Source organism: Marinobacterium jannaschii DSM 6295, from assembly GCF_000620085.1.
In the GTDB taxonomy this organism is placed as follows: Bacteria; Pseudomonadota; Gammaproteobacteria; order Pseudomonadales; family Balneatricaceae; genus Pontibacterium; species Pontibacterium jannaschii.
The window spans coordinates 45,527-68,323 of sequence record NZ_KK211069.1; the positions used below are offsets into that span (position 1 = coordinate 45,527).

Here is a 22,797-nt window from a genome sequence, read left to right on the forward strand (position 1 = left end):
CGAGCTGGACTCGAACCAGCGACCAATAGATTAACAGTCTACTGCTCTACCAACTGAGCTATCAGGGAACACCTCATCTGTGGCGGCGTATATTAATGACCGCCCATGAGACCGTCAAGGCAATTTTCGTAAATTTATCAAAAAATTAGCGTTCATTGCTGTGTATTTGATTCAGCTATAATCTGGCGAAAGAGATTGATTAAAAGTAGTACAGCAGGACGCTGGAACAGGTTGTTTGCTTAATGATCAGCAAGGGTTGGCTGCTAATTGATCAGTTCTTCAGAAGCTGTGGTTTATGTATTTTCAATTACGGATAATAGAGTTATCGATCCGAAATGGGTTGGGGCCATCCGGCTTTGCCTGGCGAGCGATGGGGATCGACTGTGATGACTTCTGAGGTCACCGCTGAGAAAGTTAAACAAACAGGTCGGCTGAAGGAGTGAAGGCGCTGCCTTTTCTGTCTAAAAAGTTGTACTGTTGCGCAATAAAAAACATATAGAACAGGCTTCACTGGCAAATAGCGCTGGTAACTGTCTGACTGAAACGGTGCCAGCCGGTCTCAGTGGGAGTGCCCGGGATAACGACCTGAACGGATCTGCTAGCGGGTCGTGGTTCCCCGCAGACGAATTGAATGCCTGATACCTCCAAAAGAGGATGCACTAGATGACGATGATTCCCGGTAAAGATGCGTCGCTGGAACACTCTATCAGCCGCATGACTACCACCCTGGAACAACTGGGGTTTGATCTGGAAGAAGTTCACTGGCTGAATCCAGTGCCCAATGTGTGGTCGGTACATATTCGTGATCGAAAATGCCCGATACTGTTTACCAATGGACGCGGCTCCAGCAAAGAGGCCGCACTGGCCAGCGCGCTGGGTGAATTTGTCGAACGGCTGGGGACAAATTACTTTTTCGCCGACTACTACCTGGGAGATGACTACGCCCGGGCTCCCTTCGTACATTACCCCAATGAGAAGTGGTTTCCTGCAACCGCCGACCAGCTTCCTGCGGAGTTGCTGGATGAACCCTCGCTTTTCCAGTACGACATGAAGGGCGAGCTGAAGGCCTCAATGCTGGTTGATCTGAACTCTGGCAATACTGCCCGCGGCATTTGTGCATTGCCATTCACCCGTCAGCGCACCGGTGCAACGGTTTGGTTCCCGGTCAATGTACTGGGTAACCTCTATGTCAGTAACGGCATGGCTGCGGGTAACAATAAGTACGAGGCCCGGGTACAGGCACTGTCTGAAATCTTCGAACGGCATATTAAGAATACAATCTTGTCGTCGGGTATCAGCCTGCCGCGTATTCCTGATGAAGTGGTGGCAGGGTACCCGGCCGTTCAGGCATCAATCGACGCCCTGCGAGATCACGGTTTTGTGATTGTGATCAACGATGCCTCTCTGGCGGGTAAATTCCCGCTGGTGAATGCGACGCTGATCAATCCGGAAAATGGTGGGTGCTTTGCTGCCTTCGGCGCCCATCCAAAATTTGAAGTTGCGCTGGAACGGGCGGTGGCGGAGTTGCTACAGGGACGGGCGCTCAACCAGCTGGCCGGTTTCCAGCCACCGACCTTTGACCTGCAGGATGTGGCTGATCCACATAACCTTGAAACCCACTTTATCGATTCCAGCGGTATCGTCGCCTGGGATCTGTTGTCAGAAGATGCAGATTACGAGTATACCCCCTGGAATACAGAAGGTGATTCCAGAACGGAGTTCGAACATCTTTGTTATCTGATCCATCGCGTCGACATGGACATCTACATCACAGACTACGAGCACCTGGGCATCTACTGTTGCCGTATCGTCGTGCCGGGCATGTCAGAAGTCTATCCGGTGGATGAACTTCTCTGGAGCAACAACAATCGTGGCCTGCCTTTCCGCGAGGCTTGTCTGCGGCTGAATGCCCTCAGCAGCGACGCCTGTGGTCAGTTGCTCGATGAGCTGGAAGATGCCGCTATAGCCGAGCAGGAAAAAGTTACCGAACTGGTCGGCATTGCCCCGGATGCCAATACTGCCTGGGCCAACCTGAGGGTTGGTGAACTGAAAAGCCTCCTGGCATTAAGAACCGGTGACCTGCAGCAGGCGCTGGACTGGAACCACTGGGTGCAGGGATTCGGGCAGTTACCGTCGGCACGCATGGCATTGCATCGCTGCCTTGGTGAACTACTCTCCTTTGCGCTTGATGAAGAACGCCAGTTGGCGGACTACCAGGCCTTGTTGCAACAGATTCACGGCGAAGAACGCTTTAGTCGCTGCCAGCGGATGTTGGAAGGAGATGAGGTATTTGCCGATCTGCCGGTCGATGATGGTTCGCTGAACCATTTCGCCACACACCGGAAACTGCTGTCGGTGTATGAAAAGGTGCAGAAGGCCAAGCGAAAAGCAGCCTGAGACGGGCCTGGCCCGGAGGCGATAACATGAAAAAGGCTGCCTGAGCAGCCTTTTTTGTTGGCGGTCACTGGGCTAGAATCCCCACCTTTAGTCTATTTAATCGGGTATTGGGTATCAGACCAGCCCTGTCATCGCATCAATCAGCGCTGACGGTTGCGTCGTTGTTGCGCCCGGTATCCAGGAATTTTGCCCTTTGCAGGGTGTTTTGTATGCAGGGTTCAGATGCTTTTTAACAAGCTCCCGGATGACTTGTTTCTACCGCTTGCAGGTAAAAACCGCCAGGTATACCAGGCGGTTTTGCAGGCTGTAGCTGACGTATTTTTCGATGAAGATCTGATCGACCCCTTCGTTCCCAAAGACCTGGTGCGTTCCACCATAGAAGATGCCGTGGTGCGTCATGGTATTCGCCGTTGGGAACCGGAGGAGGGCGACGGAGAAGAGGGAAGAGAGCCGCCTCGCTCCAGTGCGGAGTATGCCAGCCGGATCTATCGTCGGCTGGTTGCCACCGGCTGGCTGGAAGAGGAACAGAAGATCTACCGCACTTATGTGCTGCTTTCGCCCTCGATCAGCTTTCTGTTGCGCTCGCTGGTATCGATTGCCCGACTGGAAAAACGCAGCTACGGTGGTGCCGTACTGAACGTTCTTTCCTCGCTGGAAGCGGCAATCAACGACCCGGCCGGACGTGGTATCACGCTGGCAGAGGCGTCCCAGACGGCATCAGATTTCAGCGCCCACCTGACGGATATGATGCTGGGGCTGAGGGAGCTGAAGATCAATCTCTCCCAGACCAATAATCCGCAGGAGATCGTACGTAACTTCTTCGAACGCTTTGTTGAGCATATTCTGGTCTCTGACTACAAGACCCTGAAGACCAACAACAACCCGTTCCGTTTCCGGCGTCAGATCCTGGCTCTGTTGCGTGACCTGCAGTTCGACACGGTGAAAGTCGATCTGCTGACCAAGCATTACCAGCAGCAGTTCGACAGCGAATACCACGATGCCGAAGCGATGGTGCACCAGCATATTAACCGCATTATCCGCATCTTTGAGTCGGTTGATCAGCGTCTGAATACCATTGATGACTTCCGCTATCGGCTTGAAAAACGGGTGGCGGACACCGTTCGCTATATGGATAAGACGACGCCGGGAATGGCGGCACGCCTGTCACGCGTGATCACCCAGATCAGTCGTAAGCAGGAAGAACTCTATCCGAAGATCGATACGCTGGATGAAGTGGGCTTCCTGTCACCGGGCAGTGTCAGGGCACCGGTGAGACGCCGGGTTGAAACCCAGCCCCGGGTGATTACCCAGGCGACGATCGATCCGAAAGTGCTCGAATTGCGCCGCTTGTTTAAAGAGCACAAAGAGCGCCGGGAGGTATCGGCCGATAAGATCGAGCTGTACCTTGAGCGCCATCTGGCCGGACGCGACAGTCTGGCCGCGACGGAGTTTACTATCGAGTCCGTCGAAGACTACATCTGTTTCAGTTATGTCCGTCACCTCAAGTCTCTCGGCAAAAAGGCCAGTAAGACGGTGGCGAAATTTGATATCAGTATCTCCGACCAGTACGTACGCGTAGCCGATATGGTTGAATGTCGGGATTTCGTGATTGAAAGGAAAGGTTAAATGTTAGGTGATTTGCAGAAATCCATCAGTCGCAGCGATAAATACAAGGAGGACGACTTCGTTCGTGCCGCCAACCAGCTGCTGACCCATCAGTTTTTGTATGCCGACCGTCCCGGACATCGCGATAGCTACTTTCTGGTAGCGGCCAACATTGACTACTTCAAGAATCTGTTCGCCGCGATCGGCTGGTCCTTTATCTATCAGCCTGACGAAGCCTATCTCGGCATACTGCCGAAAGGTGAAGAGCGCTTTATGCGCCTGCGCCTGGATGAATCCCTGCTGCTGCTTTGCCTGCGGCAGCAATATGAGCAGAAGCTGGAAGGCTTTGAGGTCGAAGCCGGCAAGGCCTTTACCTCGACCTATGATCTGCTCAGCCTGTACGAAAACCTCACCGGTAAAGACCTGCCGAATGAGACGCGGTTGAAAGAGATTCTTTCCCTGTTTGCCCGCCACGGCATTATCGAGCGTGGCAAACCAGAGGTGAGCGACCCGAAGAACATCCCGTTGAAGATTAATCCGTCTATTCGCTATGTAGTGGTTGAGGACTATATCCGTCAGCTGGAAGCATTGTGCGACACCGATGCGCCTGAAGCCGATGAAGACGAAGCGCCCGCTGACAATCAGGCTACAACTGACACGACGGCTGATGGCGAAGACAAGAAAGCTGAGTCTGCGCAGGATACAGCGGACAGCAGCACCGGGAAGTCAGACAGCGATGAAGCTGACCAGGCCGCTGACGAGGCGGACAGCGGTGATGCTGCGTCGCAAGAGGCGCCGGGTGCAGATGCTCAGGCAACGCAGGAGACTGCGAAAGCGCCGGGCGAACCAGCCGAACAGACCGATAAGCAGGACGAACAGGTAGCAGAGGAGAGCGCTGAATGAAGCAGCTCAATAGAATCGTACTGGTAAACTGGTATGTACTGGGTGCGGTTGAAATTCCGATCAAGGGTAATGTCGCGATTGTAGGCCCGAACGGTTCCGGCAAATCTTCCCTGCTGGATGCTATCCAGACCGTACTGATGGGTGGCCATAAGCGTCACCTGAGCTTTAACGCCTCTGCCGGTGATAAGAGCGAGCGTAGCCTGCGCACCTACTGCCTGGGTTTCCTGGACTCTTCCGGCCAGAAAGCAACGGCGCGTGAAGACTCCATCAGCTACATGGCGCTGAGCTTTTTTGATACCGAAACCACGAAAGAGACCTGCATCGGCATTGCCATCAGCGCGTCGACCGCAACGGCGGAAGAAGATGTACTCGGTCGCTTTATCCTGCCGGATTTCTCTGTTCACCTGGATGACTTCACCACTGTGCAGGGCGACGGGCGTATGCCGCGTGCCTGGAACGATGTGAAGGAAAACCTGCTGAAACAGTGCCCGGATATGGTGCTGGAGAAGCGCGCCAGCCGCTTTATCCGCGATATGGTGACCCATCTGAGTTTCGACAAGGATATGCCGAACGACGATGATAAGTTCGTCAAGAACTTCAAGAATGCCCTGAAGTTCGTGCCGATCGACAGCCCGACCCGCTTTATCCGTGAATCGGTACTGGATGAGAATATCGTTCATGTGGGAGCTTTCCGAAAATCGCTCGATGAATATCGCTCGATGGAGGAAAAAACCCGCGAAGTTGCCGATCGTATCGCCGAGCTGGAAAACGTACAGGACCTCTGTAAGGGCATCTCTCGTAACGTTCGCAACGCGGCTGAATACGAGTGGGTAGTGCATGAAACCCGCTTTGAAAATGCCGACCTGAAGAAGGAAGAGGTGCAGGAGCGCCTGGAAACCAGTCAGGAGAAGGAAGAGAGCCTGCAGCAACAGCTTGAGCAGAACAGCGAAAAGCTCAATCAGGTCATGCAGCAGCTGGCGGATACCCGCGCCGAGCTTAACAACTCAGACAGTGCCCATAAGATCAAGGCACTGGAGGCGGCGGTTGAAGCCCGTACCCACGAAGTCAACGTGGTGAAAGACAAGATTCAGCGCGTCTATAACCTGCTGCGCAGCACCGTTGGTTTTGCCAATGCCGAACAGTTCCTGCCGGAAAGTTTCCTGCCGGTGGTCAAAGAATCGGTAGAGCTGTGGCGTGGTGGTCAGGAGCTGATGTCCGACCTCTGGCCGATGGAGCCGGTCGCCGTCGACAACAACCTGAAGGCGCTGAAAAAGCATATCGACTCGGTGCGCCGTGAAATTGCCCGTCGTTACGAATCTTCGGTGATCCGTATCAACGAGCTGCGCAGCGTGATTCAGGATCAGAAATCGGCCGTCGAGCAGCTCAAGCAGGGTCGCGCTCCGGTGCGCCGTAACACCTCTGAGCTGATGGAATTGCTGAACGACTATGGTATCGAGTCGACGCCGATCTGTGAGCTGGTGGATATCAACGACGACAAATGGCGTGTCGCGGTCGAGTCCTTCCTCGGAGCCCGCCGTGAAGCGCTGGTGGTCGATCCTGATCGGGTAAAGGAAGCAATTACCCTGTATCGCCGCAAAGGCCGCCACCTCAAAGGCTGCCGAATTATCAACACCACCAGATCCCACGAGTGGCTTGATCGCTATAAGGCGGGCTCTCTGGCGCACTTTATCGAGACCGATAACGAGCATGCCCGCGCCTATATGAACCGCGCCCTGGGTGGCGTGATGGCGGTCGAAACCGAAAACCAGCTGTTGAAGCATGAGCGTGCCCTGACCTATGACTGCATGTTGCAGAGTGAAGGCTCAACCACGGCCATCAATGAACTGCAGCCGGTTATGGGCATCCGCCGCCGTACCAGCCATCTGGAGCAACAGGGTAAGCAGATGGATCAGCTGGTGGCTGAATTTGCCCAGGTGGGCAAACAGCACGAACAGCTGGAGAAATTGCGCGATAACCTGATCAACCTGGCGACCAGCCTGACGGGCGTCACCGAACGTGTGTTTGATCTGGTGACACAGCGCGATCAGCTGAATACCGAAATTGATGGCCAGCGTCAGGCGATCACTGACCTGCGCAACCATGATGATTCCGGTATCCAGCAGCGCATTGCTGAACTGGCGGAAAACCAGAAACAGACCGAACAGCAGCAGCGTGTGCTGATGGATAAGCTGCAGCGCGCCCGTACCTCCATCATTAAGGACAATGCGGCGCTGGAAGTGCTGGATCAGGAGATGGAAGATCACGCCCGTGCCCGCATGCAATGTGCCGACCGCGCAGCCTTCGATGCTCAGTCCGCCCAGGAAAAACGGGATTACCTGGACGAGACCTGTACCGGTGATCTGGATCGCATCATCTTTGAAGCGGCGAAAAAAGCCCAGTCGGAAATGAGCCTGCATGAGCGGAAGAAAAACGCCGTGCGTGAAGCGGTGGCTCAGTACAAAGGCAAATTCCATGGTGGTGGATTGTCCCATCAGGGGCTGGACAATATCGATGCCCAGTCCAGCCATGAAGATCTGGTGCGCTTTGTGGATGAAACCACTCAGGCGTTACGTGATTCAGAGCTGGCCGAGTACACCCAGAAAGCCGAGCGTGCCCGTGTCGAAGCCGAAACCACTTTCCGCTCTGACTTTGTGGCTCACCTTAACGACCAGATTAACAAGATCAAGGATCTGATCCGCGAGCTGAACCAGCACCTCAAGCATCGTCCGTTTAACCGCGAGATGTATAGCTTCGAGATGACACCGAACCCGGAACTGAAAGATATTCTGGAACTGGTGGAAGCCTACACCCGTATGGACCAGGCTAATGTCGGCTCGCTGTTCGATATGAAGTTCGACGACAAGAAGCCTCATTACGATGCTCTGGCGCGTATCCACGACGTACTGAAAGATGAGGGTGAAAGTAGCCTGCTGCAGGATTACCGTAACTTCTACAACTTCGAGCTGGTGGTGAAAGACCTCAACGGCAACCGCAAGACTACCCTGACGCAGCGTATCAAGACCGGTTCCGGTGGTGAGCATCAGGTACCGTTCTATGTTGCGATCGCGGCCGCAATGGGCGCCACCTATCGACTGCGAGAGGACGCCGATGGCAAGGTGCTGGGCGGTATGAGTCTGTCGGTATTCGATGAGGCGTTCAACAAACTCGACTCTGAGAACACCATGACCTCGCTTGGCTTTATGAGCGACCTGGGACTGCAGACCATCATTGCGGCACCGGATGAGAAGTACAGCCTGCTCAGCTCCTGTATGGATACCATCATCAACGTCTGCCGTGACGGCCGGGTAGTGGATATCGATGTCGAGTTCCCCACCGAGAAGGGTAAGGAATTGCTCAACTCCGACAACCCACGCAAGCTAATGGCTGAGATCGACGCTGAGATTGAAGCAGAACTGGCGGTCGATCCGGCCTGATCATCAGGCAATGATCGATAAGAAAGGCGTTTCCAACCGGAAGCGCCTTTTTTGTGGGCGACAGAGCTTTTACGGAGGGCTGATTGCACCGCACAGCTGCTGGCCGTCAGGCATCTGGCAGATAATGAAGCGGCTAAATCACGGGCTGCAAGCGTCGCAGCTTCAAGCGCGGCTCTGGCTTTTTAAGATCAGGAATCAGGCTGGCGAAGGCCTGTTCATCCCGCAGCAGGTACAGCCTCTGTCCATCGCGTTCACCACGCCAGCGCCTGGGCTCGTTCACCAGCGCCATCTGCAGCTGCTCGGGCTGAGGCGCGGGAATCGTTGCAAAGCTGTCATCTCCGGCGGGTAAAACCAGTTGTTCATTACGCAGGTCGGTAAACTGGCGGTGACTGATTAACCGAAGCAGGGCCCTGGCATACCATGTTTGGGGGGGCTCGTTCAAAGGTGCTAGTAAACCGATGCTACCGGGCGGTATGATCCGTCGTTCTTTCGCGTAAAATTTTCGTACCGTAAGGTCGGTATGAATACCCAACAGGGAGTTGTCGCGGACGTTGCTGTTAAAATCCAGCTCGGCCAGTCCGGCGATAATGGTCGTCAGTTGCCAGTTGCAGGCGGTAATCAGTTTCCAGGCAGGCTCAGGCGAGAGGCGGGAGCCCAAGCTGTATTTGACCGCTTCCTTGCCATGTCGGACGCCCTGTAACAGGCTGATCTGCAGATAAGTACTCTGCATATCGACCAGACACTCCGGTTGTTGAATATAGCAATAGGGATGCTTACGCTGGCAGAACTCAATCCATTGTTGACGATTTTGCAGCTCTGGCAGCACTTTGATGATCATTCTGTCTCGAAGGGCAATGAACCCGGCACTGAACGCCGGATTAGGACAACGTGGAAACCTTGAATTATATCGGCCCCCCGACCTTGCGGGAAGCTGGAAACAACAGGATATACGATGAAACTGCTAAACCGTTCAGCCTACTCACTCCTGCCAAAGCAACCCTTTGTTGACTGGGTTGGTCAGCTGGAGGTCGATGCTGATGGCCTGAACCAGGCACTGAGCCTTGAAGAGCACCGGCGCGAAGGCACCACCTACCTGATCGACGAGGTGTCCAGCGAAGAAGACCTCAACCAGGCACTGCAGCAGCACTGGCGTCAGATGTTCGACAACGAACTGGCTGCCTGGGATGAGATTGGCGACCACTGGCCCCATGAGCTGAGCTTTGAGCTGTTCCAGCAGTGGTTCGAGTTACAGCCTCAGGTGATGGTGATCGACCTGTCACCGGAGCCGTTACTGATGGCTGCGCTGGACGTCTGAGAAATTGCCAGATTGTTGATCTGGCGCTCATTAAGCGATATGAATGGATTATTTTGCGGGAGTAGACGATGAATCAGGCCGTATTGCCCAGCTCACTGGATATGCATCCGATGCGGGACGCGCTCTATGCCGAACTGCACTCACGGCCATTCCAGGTCATCCCCAGCCCTGCGCGTATTACGTATCTTGCCGTGCTGGCCGATGAAACTGTACGAGAGCAGCAGTTCGAGCACCTGAAGCAGCTTTATCGCCACTTCGGTATGGAAGAGCCGCAGCAAGACGGTGTCTGCTATCAGGCTGACTTCGGCACTTTCCGGGTGCGCCGTGAGAAACATATGGAGTTCACCAGCTATACGCTGATCAATCTGGACGTGACCCATTGCCGTAACCCCTTCGACTGCAGCGGCTTGACACCACTACCCGATGGCTGGTTGGAATCCGTGCCCGGACAGGTAGTGGGGGCCTTTCATATCGCCGTCGAAGACGTGCGCCAACAGAGCGAGCAACGCGACCAGCTGATGCTGCCCAAGGTGAAACGCTACTTTGAAGGCATGCGTCTGGTGGGTAGCAGCCCGCAATCAGGTGATGCCCGGGTCTGGACCAGCTTCCAGCTGCACAGCGACAACTTCGGCCGCTTTCTGATCTACAACAAGGCGATGAGTGACAGTCAGATGGGCCGTCTCTGTCAGCGCTTGATGGAGATCGAAACCTATCGGCTGATGTCTTTGCTGGCACTGCCGATGGCGCGGGAATTTTCGCCCCAGCTCGGGGAGATGGACCGAAAACTGGCCAATATCACCCAGGACCTGTCGGCACAGGATAATGTCGATGAGCAGGCCCTGTTGTCAAAGCTGACGGACATGGCTGCCTGGGTTGAGGCCTGTCGCGCCCGCTCTACCTTCCGTTTCAGTGCAACCCGTGCCTACCATGATATGTTGCAGCAGCGCCTGACCGAGTTGCGCGAGGATGAGGTGTCCGGACACCTGACACTGAATGAGTTTATGACCCGCCGCCTGACTCCGGCGGTGCGTACCTGTGAAGCGGTCAGTGAGCGGCTGGAAAACCTCTCCCGCCGAATCGACCGGGTGGCCGATATGATGCGTACCCGGGTAGAGTTGTCGATACAGGCGCAAAACCAGGAGTTGCTGGCGTCGATGGATCGCCGCTCCCATGTGCAGCTGATGATGCAGCACACCGTCGAGGGTCTGTCGGTGGCGGCAATCAGCTATTACACCATCGGCCTGATCAAACACCTGATGGGTGCAGTCTATGAATCCGGCGTCGAGTTTGATAAAAATATCGCCCTCGGTATCGCCGTTCCGGTGGTGATCTCCACTGTCTGGCTGGCGACCCGACGCATACACAAGCAGTTCCATGCGATGGCGAAAGAGTCAAAGCAGGACAAAAACGTGAAGGAACAGTGATGAGCGTCCAGAATACGATTGAAACTAAACTTCAGGCAGGCCTAAACGTGCTGCATATGGAGATTGAGAACGAAAGCCATATGCACTCAGGCCCGGCTACCGACAGTCATTTCAAGCTGACGCTGGTTTCTGACGACTTCGAAGGCAAGCGACTGGTACAGCGCCACCAGCTGATCTTCGGCTTGCTTAGCGACGAGATGCAGAACCCGATCCATGCGCTGTCCATGCACCTGTATACTCAGGCGGAGTGGCAGGCGCGTAACGGTGCTATCCCGTCCTCGCCAGAGTGTATGGGCGGCTCCAAAGCGGATCATTAAGCCTGCTGCTCGTCCAGCCTGAAGAAGAAACCACCGCATAGTCGGTGGTTTTTTTATGCCGCAGGCTCAGGTGGCGTCAGAAGATATCACATTGGCATCTTTTGCGAGTAACCTGGCGCTGGCTGCCAGTGTCTGGCGTGATCTCCCGGCCTAAAATAGCGCCATCATATTGAGAACAGCAGGAGATCAGCAGATGGCAGCGAATAATACCGCTTTGATTACAGGTGCTTCCGGTGGTATCGGGATGGAACTTGCGCGCATCCATGCCGCCAGGGGCGGAGACCTGGTGCTGGTGGCGCGCAGCCTGGGGAAACTGCAGGCGCTTAAAGACGAGCTGGAAGCGAAACATCATATTGATGTTATGGTGATCGCTGAGGACCTTTCTGATCCACTCGCGGCGGAGCGGATATTTGATCAGACGGCAGCGGCTGAGATTCAGGTCTCGACTCTGATCAACAATGCGGGCTTCGGCGGCCACGGCCTGTTTCATGAACGTTCGCTGCAGGCCGAGCAGACCATGATGCAGGTGAATATGGCGGCATTAACCAGCCTGACCCATCACTATCTGCGGGGGATGGTTGAACGACGTGAGGGGCGTATTCTGAATGTCGCATCGACAGCGGCATTTATGCCAGGGCCGCTGCAGGCGGTCTATTATGCCACCAAGGCGTATGTAACCTCGTTCTCCCAGGCGCTGGCAGAGGAGGTGGCAGAACATAACATCAGCGTCACGGCACTGTGCCCGGGCGCGGTCGCGACCGGATTTGTTGCAGCGGCTGACCTGGATGGCGTTGATATTTGGAAGAATGCTAAAAGCCCGGCGTCTGTTGCGCAATGTGGTTATAAGGCGATGGAGCGGGGCGAACTGGTGAGTTTCAATGAGGGCGGGCTTAAATTCATGCTTAACTGGATTATCCCATTGTTGTCCCGTAAGCGGGTGTTGAAAATGTCGCGCCAGTTTATGGAAAAGAAATAGGCAACGGTATGGCCATGAAGCATGTATCCCGGTTTACCGTAAGCGCCAGCTGGAAACTGATGTTAATCGATATGCAGATCGAACCGTCATCCGTGCTGGCGCTCGCCCGTTTGCCCGCTGACCTGTTTAACCGTGACAATGCCAGCCTTTCACCGGCTGAGTATTTTCGTCTCTGGCAGGGCATCGAGCTTGCGGCCGGTGAACGTGAATTACCTTTGTTACTGGCGGAAAGTCTCTCGGCTGAAGCCTTTGATGCGCCGATCTTTGCGGCCTTATGCAGCGATGATCTGAATACAGCGGTCAGCCGGCTGAGCCGTTACAAACCCCTGATTGGCCCTATGACCCTGACTATAGAGCAGGATGATGCGAACACCACGCTGACGCTTGACTGTTACGGCAATGCAGCGCCGATTCCAGCTTCGCTGGGTATGAGCGAAGCGGTTTTCTTTACCCAGCTGGCCCGCCTGGGCACCCGTCAGCCATTGCAACCGGTATCGGTTTGTCTGCCGGTGCTGCCGGATAACCTGACCGCCTATACCGGTTATTTTGGCTGTCAGCCGACGCTCGGAGCCCAGGTCAGTATTGCCTTCAGTGCAGCGGATGCAAGCCGGCCCTTTCTTACCGCCAACCGCTCGATGTGGTCGTTCTTTGAGGATAAGCTCAATCGTCAGCTGGCGGATCTGGACAGTAACGCCTCGACGGTAGCGCGCGTGCGGGCAGTATTGATGGAGGCGCTGCCTGGCGGCGAGGCCGGTATCGAAACGGTTGCATCCGCGTTAGCAATAAGCAAACGCACTCTGCAGCGGAAACTGACCGCAGAAGACTCCAGTTTTCAGGCTGTATTAGGGGAGGTCCGTGCAGAGCTTGCAGATCATTACCTGGAACAGACCCGGATGTCGTTGGGCGAGATCGCCTTTATGCTCGGCTTTCAGGAAGCCAACTCCTTTATCCGGGCCTATAGCGCCTGGAAGGGAATTTCACCGGGGCACTACCGGGACCAGCTACATTAGGCCTGTTGCTGCGAACGCCGCCAGCTCTTGCGGCGTATCGATATCGATCGCGGCATCCGGCATATCGATAACCTGAATATGGCGTGTGGGATCATTGAGTAGTGAGCGCGCGCCTTTATCGCCCTGCAGCCGGCAAAGCTCGGCATAGGCGTTGCGTCCGAACAGCGCCGGGGCACCACGGCGTGCCTGATAGTAGCTGCAAACGATGTTCTCACCGCTGAACTGCTGTGCGATGGAGCTGATAGCGGCGGCTTTCAATGCCACCTGATCGGACAGCATAATCAGAATGCCGTCATAGTGATCTTCCAGCTGACTGACACCGCTGGCGATGGAGTGTCCCATTCCCTGTTGCCAGTCAGGACTGTGGATCAGCCGGGCACCTTTGAGGCTACCGCGTGCAAAAGCCAGTTCAAGTTCGCGCTGCCAGCGGCCTCCAATCACATAGACCGGGCCACCGAGCGCCCCGGCAGCATCGATGCTGTGTTGTAACAGCGGACTGTCGCCAAGTATTGCCAGCTGCTTGCAGCCACCAAAGCGGCTGGACTGTCCAGCGGCAAGGATCAGCGCCGCCAGCCTCATCGATCAGCTCCGGCCTGCAGAGCGTCACTGAACGAGCCACCATGGCGTCCAAACAGAGCCGCATGGCACTCGGAGATAATCGACAGGGCGATACTTTCCGGCAGCTCGCCGCCAATACTCAGCCCGGCCGGGCCGGCCAGCGGGAAGTAGAAATCGCTGCATGCCAGTCCTGCTTCCTGCAACACCCTTTGCTTACGATTGTTTGGCCCCAACAGAGCTATATAGCGAAGTGGCAGTTGATGTAGCGCCTGCAGGGCGCCTGCGTCCAGCTGAATATTATGACTCATTAATATCGCCGCCTGCGCCGGTTGCCGGTGCAGGTGATCGATCAGCTCAGATATATCGGCACCGAACAGATGGTCGACCTGCATAAAGAACTCCCGGCGACCGTTTGCGGGCCGTGGATCCCACAGGCTGATCTGCCAACCCAGTTGTTTGGCGATAGTTGCGACTGGGCGGGCATCCAGGCCGCCGCCGATAATGGTGATATGGGGGGGCGGTGTGATCGGTGTGATCAGCGTGGGTTGCTGCTCCAGCTGCTGAAGCCGTGCGGCTGACTCTGCGGGCTGGTCAAGGATCTCCAGATGAACCGGGGCATGCTCCTCACCGATCGGCTGATAGTAGAGGGCGTGACGACGTTGCTGCAACAGTTGCAGCAACCGGTCGAGTTGCAGGTAATGGTTTGCCGCATTCACGGGCTGTAGCTGGATATAAACGGTGCCGCCGCAGCCGATACCCAGCTGGAAGGAAAGATCATCTTCGTCGCTGCCATCGTAGCAAAGTAGCTGGTTGTGACCCTGTTGCATGATGCGCCGGGCATGGGTCTGGATATCCGATTCCAGACAGCCGCCGCTCAACATGCCAAGCTGCTGTCCAAGGCCGCTGAACAACATCATTGCGCCGGCCTTTCGATAGCAGGGGCCTTCCGTCTTGTAGACTGTGCCCAGCACCCAGTCCGTACGGTCCCGCTCGGGATACCACTGGCTGAGAAGGGCTATCAGGTGGTTAGACATAGTGATTATGTTTCCACAATGAGGAACCGGCCCAGAGGCCGGTTCCGTTGGGCTCAGAGACGGGCGCCTTTCAGAGGCAGCACTGTCTGCCACTCTCCGGTAGCCGCCGCCAAAGCATTGGCAATGGCAGGCGCGATCGGTGGTGTGCCGGGTTCGCCCACGCCGGTGGGGGCTTCGGCAGAGGGCACTATATGCACCTCGATCTGCGGTGAATGCCTCATCCGGGCGACCTGATAGTCGTGGAAGTTGGACTGTTGTACCTGTCCATCCTCCAGGGTGATTTCGCTCATCAGGGCAGCAGAGAGGCCATAGCCGATGCCGCCTTCCATCTGGGCGCGGATGATATTCGGGTTCACTGCCACACCACAGTCCACCGCACAGGTCACTTTCTCGACGGTAAAAGTGCCATCCTCATGTACTGCGATCTCAGCAACTTGTGCCACATAGCTGTTAAAGGACTCATGCACGGCGACGCCATGATAGTGCCCCTTGGCGAGAGGCTTACCCCAACCGGACTTCTCGGCCACCAGCTTCAGTGCACCGGCATGACGGGGGTGCTCCTTCAGCAGGGCCAGGCGATATGCGACGGCGTCCTTTCCGGCGGCTTTAGCCAGCTGGTCGATGACCACCTCGGTGGAGAAGGCCGTGTGGGTGTGTCCTACCGAACGCCACCACTGCACCGTGACCGGGAGTTTGACGGTGTGCAATTCAACCCGCAGGTTGGGGACGCTATAGGCGAGGTTTGCCGCCCCCTCAACAGAGGTACTGTCGATGCCGTCTTTAATCATAAAGGCTTCAAATGCTGTGCCCTGAGCGATCGATTGACCTACGATGCGCTGCTGCCATGCGAGGGGCAGACCGTCGGCATCAAGGGCCGCTTCAACACGATGAACGTAGGCCGGGCGGTAGTAGCCTCCCCGGGTGTCGTCTTCCCGGGTCCAGACCAGTTTTACCGGCGTCCCTTTTACCTGGCGGGCGATCTGCACTGCTTCGAGCACATAGTCACTGTTTGGGTTGGCGCGGCGCCCAAAGCTACCGCCTGCAAACAGGGTGTTGATCTTAACTTTATCGGCCGGGAGGCCAAGATTTGCTGCGACAACCGCCTGGTCGATGGTTTGCAATTGCTCACCATTCCAGAGCTCACAGCCGGTGTCATTGATAAGTGCCACGCAGTTCATCGGTTCCATCGTGGCATGAGCGAGATAGGGAAACTGAAACGAGGAACTGATTACCTTCTCGGCTTGGCCCAGTACGCTGCTGGTGTTGCCCCGGGAGCTGGCCACCGGGCCACTTTTCTCTGATCGCTTGCGGAAGTCAGCCATCATGTCGGTCGAGTTACCCCGATATGCCTGGCTATGATCCCATTCGACCTTCAGCGCATCGCGCCCCTGCATGGCGGCCCAGGTATCTTTGGCCAGGACTGCGACACCGGAGGGTATCTGAACTGCGTTGACCACGCCCTTGACTTTCAGTGCGTCACTGGCATCGAAGCCGGTGACTTCAGAGCCAAAACGTGGCGGGTGGGCAACGACGGCCACCAGCATCCCCGGTAGCTGAATATCCTGGGTGAAGACAGCCGTACCGTTGGTTTTTCCCGTGTCCTTACGGCGCAGGTTTTCCTTGCCGATATAGATAAAGTCGGCGGGGTCTTTCAGGCGCAGACTGTCCTGGGCCGGGATCGGTTGATTCGCGGCGGCCGTGGCCAGCTCGCCAAACGTAGCACTGCGGCCACTGGCAGTGTGGGATACAACACCCTGAGAGACGCTGATGTCACGTCTGGCGACCTGCCATAGCTCTGCAGCGGCACCGATCAGCATGGCCCGCGCTGTGGCTCCGGCAATACGCATCTGAGTAAAGGCATTGGCGATAGCGGAGCTGCCGCCGGTGCCCTGGGCACCCCAGTGCAGGTTCTTATAGCGGGCCGTGTCCACCGGCGCGTGTTCCGGTTGTAACTGATCCCAGCGGGCATCCAGCTCTTCGGCTATCAGCGTGGTCAGGCCAGTAAAGGTGCCCTGACCCATTTCAAGGTGCTTGATCATCACCACGACTGTGTCATCCGGGGTAATACGGACAAAGGCATGTACGTCAACATTGCCTGCGCTGTTGGCGCCTGTCGCAGAGCTATCTGCAGCGACCGCGGGCATATTGACCGCCAGCGTCAGGCCGGCACCGGTTCCGGCTACCAGCTTAAGGAAGCCGCGACGGCTGGTACGCATCGTGGCGGCGGGGGAGGACTGAATACGATGTAGCATGGGGCGCTCCTTAGCTCAGCTTCTCAGATGCGGATTTGATAGCACTGCGGATGCGAGGGTAGGTGGCGCAGCGACAGATATTGCCTGACATGGCTGCATCGATCGCGGCGTCATCTGGGCTGCTGTTCTCGCTTAGCAGGGCGGTGGCGGACATAATCTGGCCCGACTGGCAGTAACCGCACTGGGGAACCTGCAGCTCATCCCAGGCGTCCTGTACCGCCCTGGCAGCGGCATTGCTGGCCAGCCCCTCAATGGTGGTGATCTGGCGGCCAACCGCCGCCGCAACCGGCATACTGCAGCTGCGTACGGGCTGGCCGTCAAGATGGATAGTACAGGCGCCGCACATGGCGATGCCGCAGCCGAACTTGGTCCCGGTCAATTCGATATGGTCGCGTAACACCCACAACAGCGGTGTATCTTCGCTGACCTCCAGCTGATGCTGGACACCGTTAATTTGCAACGTAACAGACATGAATCACCTCACCTTGGTAGTCGCCGTTCAAAAACGAGTAATGAGATTAATTCTGGTCTGCAGAAGTGGTTTTGGGTTAGCAGGATTCTCCAGAGTTCTTGCTCATTTCTCCAAACATCCGCCGGCTTTATGGAGCAAATAGCGAAACTGGTGCCATAATCCACCAGAACAGCAGTCTGAATGTTGCTACTGGAGAGACGATAGTGAGCGAACAACTTGCCCGGGTAATAGCCGACCATGCGCCGCATGAGGGTATTACTGCCACCTTGCTGGATGGCTTTTTTCTCTACCGCTCTGACCAGGTGGTGGGGCGTAACCGCTTCTGTTACGAACCGACAATCTGTGTGGTCGCACAGTCCCGTAAGCGGGTCTATACCGGCGATCGCTACTACGATTACGATCCCAATAACTATCTGATCAATGCGGTTGCGATGCCGGTTGAGGGAGAAGTGCCTGAAGCAACTGCGGATGAACCTTATCTGGGACTCAGCCTGCGCATCGACAGCTATATAGTGAGCGAACTTATTGTCGAGATGGATCGACACTCGTTATTGCAGCGTGATCAGATACCTGACCTGATCAGCGCCTGCCCGCTGACCGAGCGCCTGACCGATGCCTTTACCCGCCTTATCCGGACCTGCCAGGACCCGATGGATTCAGATGTGTTAGCGGCGGCGGTCAAGCGAGAGATCTTCTACGAGGTACTGAAGGGGCCGCGCGGTGAGATGCTGCGTAACAGTATTGCCCAGCATAGCGGCGCCAACAGGGTGGCACCGGTGATTCACTTTATCGAGGAGAACTATCACCGGCCGCTGGTGGTGGAGGAGCTGGCCTCAGTTGCGGGTATGAGCCCCTCTTCGTTACATGAGCATTTTAAGCAGGCTACCAGCATGTCACCGTTGCAGTTTATGAAGAGCCTGCGTCTGCATAAGGCGCGCACGCTGTTGCTGAATGGCAGCCAGGCTGCGGAGGCGTGCTGGAAGGTAGGCTATGGCAGTCCATCGCAGTTCAGCCGCGAATTTAAGCGCTTCTTCGGCGAATCGCCGCGGGATGTGCAGGTTATGGTGCGGGCCGCGATACATGAAGGTAGCGCGGCTCACTGAGCCGGCTTACCCTTCAAACAGAGATGCCGCATCGGGATATCGGCGCGGCTTTTATTAAAGGCCCGGTCAGACAAACTGGGCGAAACGCGCGTCCAGTGGCGTATCGGCCAGGTGATTGACGTAATTGCTCATTACCTTCTGGGACAGTCCCAGAATAATCTCCAGTACCTGCTTAGGGCCATATCCGGCCGCATAGAATTTCGCTACTTCAGCCTCGTCAACACGGCCACGGCTGCGAACTACAGATAAGGTCATATTACGCAGGGCTTCCAGCTTGTCATCGCCCAGAGCAGTACGGTCACGCAGCGCCTGGGTCAGGGCCGGGTCCACCTTCATCATATGCGCGATAGCGGCGTGTGCCGGCACGCAGTAGTGACACTCATGCTCGACGTTGATGGTCTGCCATACCACGGTCAGCTCTTCCTTGTTGAAGGAGGTCTGCTGGAACAGCTTATGCAGCATCTGATAGCCCTCCAGCAGCTGAGGTGATTCTGCCATGACGCCGTGCAGGCTGGGAATAGAGCCAAAACCCTTGATGGAGTTATCCAGCAGCGGTTTGGCTGCCTCGGGGGCGGACTCGTAGTCGTGTACTCTCAGGTCGTTCATAGGGATTCCTTGTGCATTCATGTTGATCAGTCGCTCAAGTTGAACCGTACTTGGACTTGAGCAACTGATCAAGTTAAAATTCACACAACTAACTGTTGCGGAACCTGCGATGCCAAATATTGCTAAATACGACCGGGAAGAGGTGATTCACAAAGCGATGCTGCTGTTCTGGCGTCAGGGTTACCGTGCGACTTCTACCCGTGACCTGCAGCAGGCGGTCAATATGCGCCCGGGCAGTATCTATGCCGCGTTTGGTAGTAAAGAGGCGCTGTATGCCGAGACATTGCAACATTACCGGCAGCAGATGCGCCACTTGTTGCAGCAGTGCCTCGCAAAACAGCCACGCAAGCTTGATGGACTGCGGGCCTATTTCGAGCGGGTGCTATTCGATCCTGAGATTGTTGGTGGCGACAGCATCTGCATGCTGGTGAAAACCCTGTCGGAGCTGAATGAAGACCAGGCCCTGCTGCGTGAAACCGCGGAGAAGGCACTGCGGCAGACGGAGCTGTTGTTCAGTGAAATTGTTGAACAGGCCCAGCGCCTGGGAGAGCTCTCTGACCAGCTTGACCCACGTCGGGTAGCGCGTGGCCTGCAGGTACAGTTTATTGGCCTGAGAAGCTATCTGAAAAGCACCGGTGACCGGGACGCGGTGATGCAACTGCTCGATGATGCCTTTGCGCCATTGCGCTAACAGGAGTGTTGAGTATAGGATCAGGCGGCCGAAGCTGGAGATTGACGATAAGGTCCAGTCGCTGGTCTGACGATTAGCCTGGCATCTGTTCAAGCACCCCTTCAATCAGCGTTTGGTGAAAAGGTGCTTGAGGTAGATCACTGCTCAGTCAGCGCTTCAGTGTTGTTTTGACAGAATCTCCTGAAACAATACCTGCATCAGTTTCTGACCGTTGTCGGTGCTCCAGTCCTGTGCCAGTTCAGCAATCAGCTGGTTGGTGGTAGTCAATGTCACGCCATTGCTTTCCATACGGCGTAACGCGGTCTCGTCTGCGGTCTGCGTCGGTGAGCCTGAACCATCAACGACAACCTGCACGTTGTAGCCCTCGGATACCGCGGTAATCGCGGGATAAACCACGCAAACATCCGTTGTAATGCCCGCGATGATCAGGTTCTTGCGCTGGGTGTCTTTGACCGCCTTGGCAAAGCCTTCATCCTTCATCGAGTCGACCACCCCGCCGCGTAGTACGCGATTGGCGTAAGCCGCGGGTACTGCCTGTTGCAGCTCTTCAAACAGTGGCCCCTGGGCCTGATCTTCCATACTGGACGTCAGGATCAGAGGCATTCCTACTGCATCCGCGGCTTTAGCCAGTGCGATCGTATTCATTTTGATCTCTTCCAGACTGGCGGAACCGACCCAGCCCATGGTGCCGACCTGATGGTCGATCAGTAACATAGCGGAATTTTCTGGTGTGAATAGTGGTGATTTCATGATGGTCTCCCGTAGGCATTGAAGTGCCGGATCTGTTGGGTGGTGATAACTCAGACAGCTTTGCGCGACGTTTCCCGGAGTGATGTGGTCAAGCGCTGGATGTTGCCGGTACCCTTAGCCAGACGTTCCCGACTTGAATGGATGGACGGACCTGAGCTGATAATGGGTTGCTGCAGCGGCTGGCCTAAAGCCACCATAATGACCGCCCCGGCATTGCCCGCCGTTAGACTGAAATCGGCATCTGACTGATTCAGCACACCAAGCTGCCTGGCTCTCAGGGATCGGTTATTAAGTGATACCTCACCCGAGCGCACGTAGATAAAGCCGGAACTCTGGCCCTTCGCCACAGCATGTGCCCATGTCGCCTCAGGATTAAGTCTGATCTCAAGATAGGTGATATCGACACAGTGTCTGGCGGGACTGACTGCGTCAGCATGTTTGCCTACCAGGACTTTTGTTTCACTGTCCGAGGTAGCAACGACCGGCACTGCCTCTTTCTGAGCCAGCGAGTAAGTTACAGGCCCCATCTCGAACCCGTCTTGAGGTAACAGCGTCCATAGCTGGAATGCATCGGTATCGCCCTGATGCGGATAAACCGTTTCTTTATGCAAGACACCGGCACCAGATGCCATCAGCTGCACGCCTCCGGCCTCAAGCTTACCCTGATTGCCGTCGGTGTCTTCGTGAATGATATCGCCGACCACCGGATAAGAGATCGTTGCGACGCCTGAGTGGCCGTGAAAGCCAAACCCCGTGGTGCCCTCTAGTCCTTCTGCCTGAAAGTGATCCCAAAGTACAAAGGGATTGAGCTGTGCAACGTTATGCTGGCTGACAAAGCTGGTGACGGGACCATGCTGGCGACCGTTTCTGATCTCTGTTATCGAGCGGCTCATCTGTTGATCCTCCGGAACATTAGCGATGGATCCATGCTATGCCATCTTTCGTTGATCGATTAGATGGTATAGTTGGGTTTTACTATCCCATTAAGGTGAGTAATGGCTGAATGATCGATTTCAACGAAGTTTATGTCTTTGTCAAAGTAGTGGAGGCAGGAAGTTTCGTCGGAGCCAGCAAGCAGCTGAAGATGCCTTCAACGACCGTGAGCCGGAAGGTGCAGAAGCTTGAAGATGCACTGGGGGTCCGGCTGCTGCAACGGTCGACGCGAAAACTGCGGCTAACCGATATCGGTCAGCAGTTTTTCGCCAGCAGTCAGCAGAATCTGGCACAAATTGAAGAAGCCTCTGCACTGGCATCGCAGTCCCGGGCAATGCCAACGGGATTGCTGAGAATGACCTCGCCAACCGAGTTTGCCGTCAATTATTTGCAGCCCTGGATCAGTGACTTTTTGCTCCTCTACCCTGAGGTGCAGATAGAGCTGGAAGTAACAGACCGTTATGTCGATCTTATCGAAGAACGCATTGATATAGCCTTCCGCAGTGGCCAGCTAAAGGATTCCAGCCTGATAGCCCGCCGTATCGGCCCGAAGAAAAGCGTCTTCTGTGCCAGTCCACGGTATCTGGAAAAGGCGGGCTGGCCGACCTCTGCTGGAGACTTGAGTCAGCATGAATGCGTCATCATGGGCAGGAGTATAAAAGACCAGTACTGGACGCTCTCGGCTGGCAACGCGGAAATTTCGGTGCCTGTTAAAGGGCGCTATGCAGTCGATAACATGCAGTTGGTTGTAGCAGCCGCCCGCAGCGGTATGGGAATCGCTCAGGTACCTCAGCCGTTGGTAATCAAATCACTAAGGGAAGGGGAATTAGTTCAGGTATTAGCCGGGCATTCTGTCCCTGAACAGAGTATCTATATCATTTATCCCTCGCACAGACATCTGGCGCAGGTTGTCCGGACCTTTATTGATTACGTGCTTGAGGCGACCTCTCCCCATGCGCCCTGGGAAAGCCAGGAACTCTAAGCAATAGGTAATGAGGCCGGGGCTTGGAATACGTA

The 22,797-nt window shown here is 55.7% G+C and carries 20 protein-coding genes; 12 read left to right on the forward strand and 8 right to left on the reverse strand.

The genetic code is table 11. The annotated features are described in order from the left end of the window. The first annotated feature begins 663 nt into the window (after nt 1-663). The 4 genes from ycaO to Q354_RS0122775 all read left to right on the forward strand — a co-directional run bounded on the left by ycaO (nt 664) and on the right by Q354_RS0122775 (nt 8,339). Nucleotides 664-2,397 (forward strand): 30S ribosomal protein S12 methylthiotransferase accessory factor YcaO, encoded by a 1,734-nt coding sequence (gene ycaO, locus Q354_RS0122760; protein WP_027859630.1) that lies wholly within the window; start codon nt 664-666, stop codon nt 2,395-2,397. 222 nt (nt 2,398-2,619) lie between these two features. Further along, nucleotides 2,620-4,023 (forward strand): Wadjet anti-phage system protein JetA family protein, encoded by a 1,404-nt coding sequence (locus Q354_RS0122765; protein WP_027859631.1) that lies wholly within the window; start codon nt 2,620-2,622, stop codon nt 4,021-4,023. Then, complete coding sequence (locus Q354_RS26965) at nt 4,024-4,905, forward strand: DUF4194 domain-containing protein (protein WP_084332730.1); 882 nt, start codon at nt 4,024-4,026, stop codon at nt 4,903-4,905. It abuts the gene before it with no gap. Further along, complete coding sequence (locus tag Q354_RS0122775) at nt 4,902-8,339, forward strand: SbcC/MukB-like Walker B domain-containing protein (RefSeq protein WP_027859632.1); 3,438 nt, start codon at nt 4,902-4,904, stop codon at nt 8,337-8,339. Before Q354_RS26965 ends, Q354_RS0122775 begins: the two co-directional genes overlap by 4 nt. Before the next feature lie 133 nt (nt 8,340-8,472). Here Q354_RS0122775 and Q354_RS26970 read toward each other — a convergent pair whose 3' ends face one another. After that, nucleotides 8,473-9,177 (reverse strand): hypothetical protein, encoded by a 705-nt coding sequence (locus tag Q354_RS26970; protein ID WP_051560568.1) that lies wholly within the window; start codon nt 9,175-9,177, stop codon nt 8,473-8,475. Nucleotides 9,178-9,291: 114 nt separating this feature from the next. Here Q354_RS26970 and Q354_RS0122785 point away from each other — a divergent pair, with 114 nt between their 5' ends. The 5 genes from Q354_RS0122785 to Q354_RS0122810 all read left to right on the forward strand — a co-directional run bounded on the left by Q354_RS0122785 (nt 9,292) and on the right by Q354_RS0122810 (nt 13,381). Further along, nucleotides 9,292-9,654, forward strand: coding sequence for a hypothetical protein (locus Q354_RS0122785; RefSeq protein WP_027859633.1), 363 nt, complete (start codon nt 9,292-9,294; stop codon nt 9,652-9,654). 68 nt (nt 9,655-9,722) lie between these two features. Further along, a complete protein-coding gene (locus Q354_RS0122790) occupies nt 9,723-11,078 on the forward strand; it encodes a DUF3422 family protein (RefSeq protein ID WP_027859634.1) in 1,356 nt (451 codons plus the stop codon). After that, nucleotides 11,078-11,395 (forward strand): BolA family protein, encoded by a 318-nt coding sequence (locus Q354_RS0122795; RefSeq protein ID WP_027859635.1) that lies wholly within the window; start codon nt 11,078-11,080, stop codon nt 11,393-11,395. The genes Q354_RS0122790 and Q354_RS0122795 overlap by 1 nt, the downstream gene beginning before the upstream one ends. A gap of 193 nt (nt 11,396-11,588) precedes the next feature. After that, nucleotides 11,589-12,371, forward strand: a complete 783-nt coding sequence (locus Q354_RS0122805; protein WP_027859636.1) for an SDR family NAD(P)-dependent oxidoreductase — start codon at nt 11,589-11,591, stop codon at nt 12,369-12,371. 14 nt (nt 12,372-12,385) lie between these two features. Next, nucleotides 12,386-13,381, forward strand: a complete 996-nt coding sequence (locus Q354_RS0122810; RefSeq protein WP_027859637.1) for an AraC family transcriptional regulator — start codon at nt 12,386-12,388, stop codon at nt 13,379-13,381. Here Q354_RS0122810 and Q354_RS0122815 read toward each other — a convergent pair. The 4 genes from Q354_RS0122815 to Q354_RS0122830 are packed head-to-tail and all read right to left on the reverse strand — an operon-like array spanning nt 13,373 to nt 17,697. Further along, nucleotides 13,373-13,960 (reverse strand): nucleotidyltransferase family protein, encoded by a 588-nt coding sequence (locus tag Q354_RS0122815; RefSeq protein WP_027859638.1) that lies wholly within the window; start codon nt 13,958-13,960, stop codon nt 13,373-13,375. The two genes, Q354_RS0122810 and Q354_RS0122815, sit on opposite strands and share 9 nt — an antisense overlap. Next, nucleotides 13,957-14,973, reverse strand: a complete 1,017-nt coding sequence (locus tag Q354_RS0122820) for an XdhC family protein (RefSeq protein ID WP_027859639.1) — start codon at nt 14,971-14,973, stop codon at nt 13,957-13,959. The genes Q354_RS0122815 and Q354_RS0122820 overlap by 4 nt, the downstream gene beginning before the upstream one ends. A 53-nt stretch (nt 14,974-15,026) precedes the next feature. Further along, a complete protein-coding gene (locus Q354_RS0122825; RefSeq protein WP_027859640.1) occupies nt 15,027-17,225 on the reverse strand; it encodes a xanthine dehydrogenase family protein molybdopterin-binding subunit in 2,199 nt (732 codons plus the stop codon). 10 nt (nt 17,226-17,235) lie between these two features. After that, on the reverse strand, nt 17,236-17,697 hold the full coding sequence (locus tag Q354_RS0122830) for a (2Fe-2S)-binding protein (protein WP_027859641.1): 462 nt from the start codon (nt 17,695-17,697) through the stop codon (nt 17,236-17,238). Nucleotides 17,698-17,900: 203 nt separating this feature from the next. Here Q354_RS0122830 and Q354_RS0122835 point away from each other — a divergent pair, with 203 nt between their 5' ends. Continuing rightward, the gene (locus Q354_RS0122835; protein WP_051560570.1) at nt 17,901-18,800 is read left to right on the forward strand and encodes an AraC family transcriptional regulator; all 900 of its coding nucleotides are present in this window, start codon (nt 17,901-17,903) and stop codon (nt 18,798-18,800) included. 66 nt (nt 18,801-18,866) lie between these two features. Here the strand turns inward: Q354_RS0122835 and Q354_RS0122840 are convergent, their stop codons facing one another. Further along, nucleotides 18,867-19,406 carry a carboxymuconolactone decarboxylase family protein gene (locus Q354_RS0122840; RefSeq protein WP_027859643.1) on the reverse strand — a complete coding sequence of 180 codons (540 nt, stop codon included), beginning with the start codon at nt 19,404-19,406 and terminating at the stop codon, nt 18,867-18,869. A 109-nt stretch (nt 19,407-19,515) separates the two neighbouring features. Between Q354_RS0122840 and Q354_RS0122845 the strand changes: the two genes are divergently transcribed. Continuing rightward, nucleotides 19,516-20,097 carry a TetR/AcrR family transcriptional regulator gene (locus tag Q354_RS0122845; RefSeq protein ID WP_027859644.1) on the forward strand — a complete coding sequence of 194 codons (582 nt, stop codon included), beginning with the start codon at nt 19,516-19,518 and terminating at the stop codon, nt 20,095-20,097. Nucleotides 20,098-20,253: 156 nt separating this feature from the next. Here the strand turns inward: Q354_RS0122845 and Q354_RS0122850 are convergent, their stop codons facing one another. Then, nucleotides 20,254-20,847, reverse strand: a complete 594-nt coding sequence (locus tag Q354_RS0122850) for an isochorismatase family protein (RefSeq protein ID WP_027859645.1) — start codon at nt 20,845-20,847, stop codon at nt 20,254-20,256. A gap of 50 nt (nt 20,848-20,897) precedes the next feature. Further along, nucleotides 20,898-21,740, reverse strand: a complete 843-nt coding sequence (locus Q354_RS0122855) for a pirin family protein (protein ID WP_027859646.1) — start codon at nt 21,738-21,740, stop codon at nt 20,898-20,900. Between the two features lie 110 nt (nt 21,741-21,850). Here Q354_RS0122855 and Q354_RS0122860 point away from each other — a divergent pair, with 110 nt between their 5' ends. Beyond that, complete coding sequence (locus tag Q354_RS0122860; RefSeq protein ID WP_027859647.1) at nt 21,851-22,762, forward strand: LysR family transcriptional regulator; 912 nt, start codon at nt 21,851-21,853, stop codon at nt 22,760-22,762. Nucleotides 22,763-22,797: the final 35 nt, after the last annotated feature.

Coding starts and splice junctions, on each gene's coding strand:
- Q354_RS0122845 (WP_027859644.1), top strand. CDS start 19,516: ATGCCAAATATTGCTAAATACGACCGGGAAGAGGTGATTCACAAAGCG.
- Q354_RS0122830 (WP_027859641.1), bottom strand. CDS start 17,697: ATGTCTGTTACGTTGCAAATTAACGGTGTCCAGCATCAGCTGGAGGTC.
- Q354_RS0122775 (WP_027859632.1), top strand. CDS start 4,902: ATGAAGCAGCTCAATAGAATCGTACTGGTAAACTGGTATGTACTGGGT.
- Q354_RS0122855 (WP_027859646.1), bottom strand. CDS start 21,740: ATGAGCCGCTCGATAACAGAGATCAGAAACGGTCGCCAGCATGGTCCC.
- Q354_RS0122765 (WP_027859631.1), top strand. CDS start 2,620: ATGCTTTTTAACAAGCTCCCGGATGACTTGTTTCTACCGCTTGCAGGT.
- ycaO (WP_027859630.1), top strand. CDS start 664: ATGACGATGATTCCCGGTAAAGATGCGTCGCTGGAACACTCTATCAGC.
- Q354_RS0122820 (WP_027859639.1), bottom strand. CDS start 14,973: ATGTCTAACCACCTGATAGCCCTTCTCAGCCAGTGGTATCCCGAGCGG.
- Q354_RS0122805 (WP_027859636.1), top strand. CDS start 11,589: ATGGCAGCGAATAATACCGCTTTGATTACAGGTGCTTCCGGTGGTATC.
- Q354_RS0122840 (WP_027859643.1), bottom strand. CDS start 19,406: ATGAACGACCTGAGAGTACACGACTACGAGTCCGCCCCCGAGGCAGCC.
- Q354_RS26965 (WP_084332730.1), top strand. CDS start 4,024: ATGTTAGGTGATTTGCAGAAATCCATCAGTCGCAGCGATAAATACAAG.
- Q354_RS0122815 (WP_027859638.1), bottom strand. CDS start 13,960: ATGAGGCTGGCGGCGCTGATCCTTGCCGCTGGACAGTCCAGCCGCTTT.
- Q354_RS0122790 (WP_027859634.1), top strand. CDS start 9,723: ATGAATCAGGCCGTATTGCCCAGCTCACTGGATATGCATCCGATGCGG.
- Q354_RS0122785 (WP_027859633.1), top strand. CDS start 9,292: ATGAAACTGCTAAACCGTTCAGCCTACTCACTCCTGCCAAAGCAACCC.
- Q354_RS0122860 (WP_027859647.1), top strand. CDS start 21,851: ATGATCGATTTCAACGAAGTTTATGTCTTTGTCAAAGTAGTGGAGGCA.
- Q354_RS26970 (WP_051560568.1), bottom strand. CDS start 9,177: ATGATCATCAAAGTGCTGCCAGAGCTGCAAAATCGTCAACAATGGATT.
- Q354_RS0122825 (WP_027859640.1), bottom strand. CDS start 17,225: ATGCTACATCGTATTCAGTCCTCCCCCGCCGCCACGATGCGTACCAGC.
- Q354_RS0122850 (WP_027859645.1), bottom strand. CDS start 20,847: ATGAAATCACCACTATTCACACCAGAAAATTCCGCTATGTTACTGATC.
- Q354_RS0122810 (WP_027859637.1), top strand. CDS start 12,386: ATGAAGCATGTATCCCGGTTTACCGTAAGCGCCAGCTGGAAACTGATG.
- Q354_RS0122795 (WP_027859635.1), top strand. CDS start 11,078: ATGAGCGTCCAGAATACGATTGAAACTAAACTTCAGGCAGGCCTAAAC.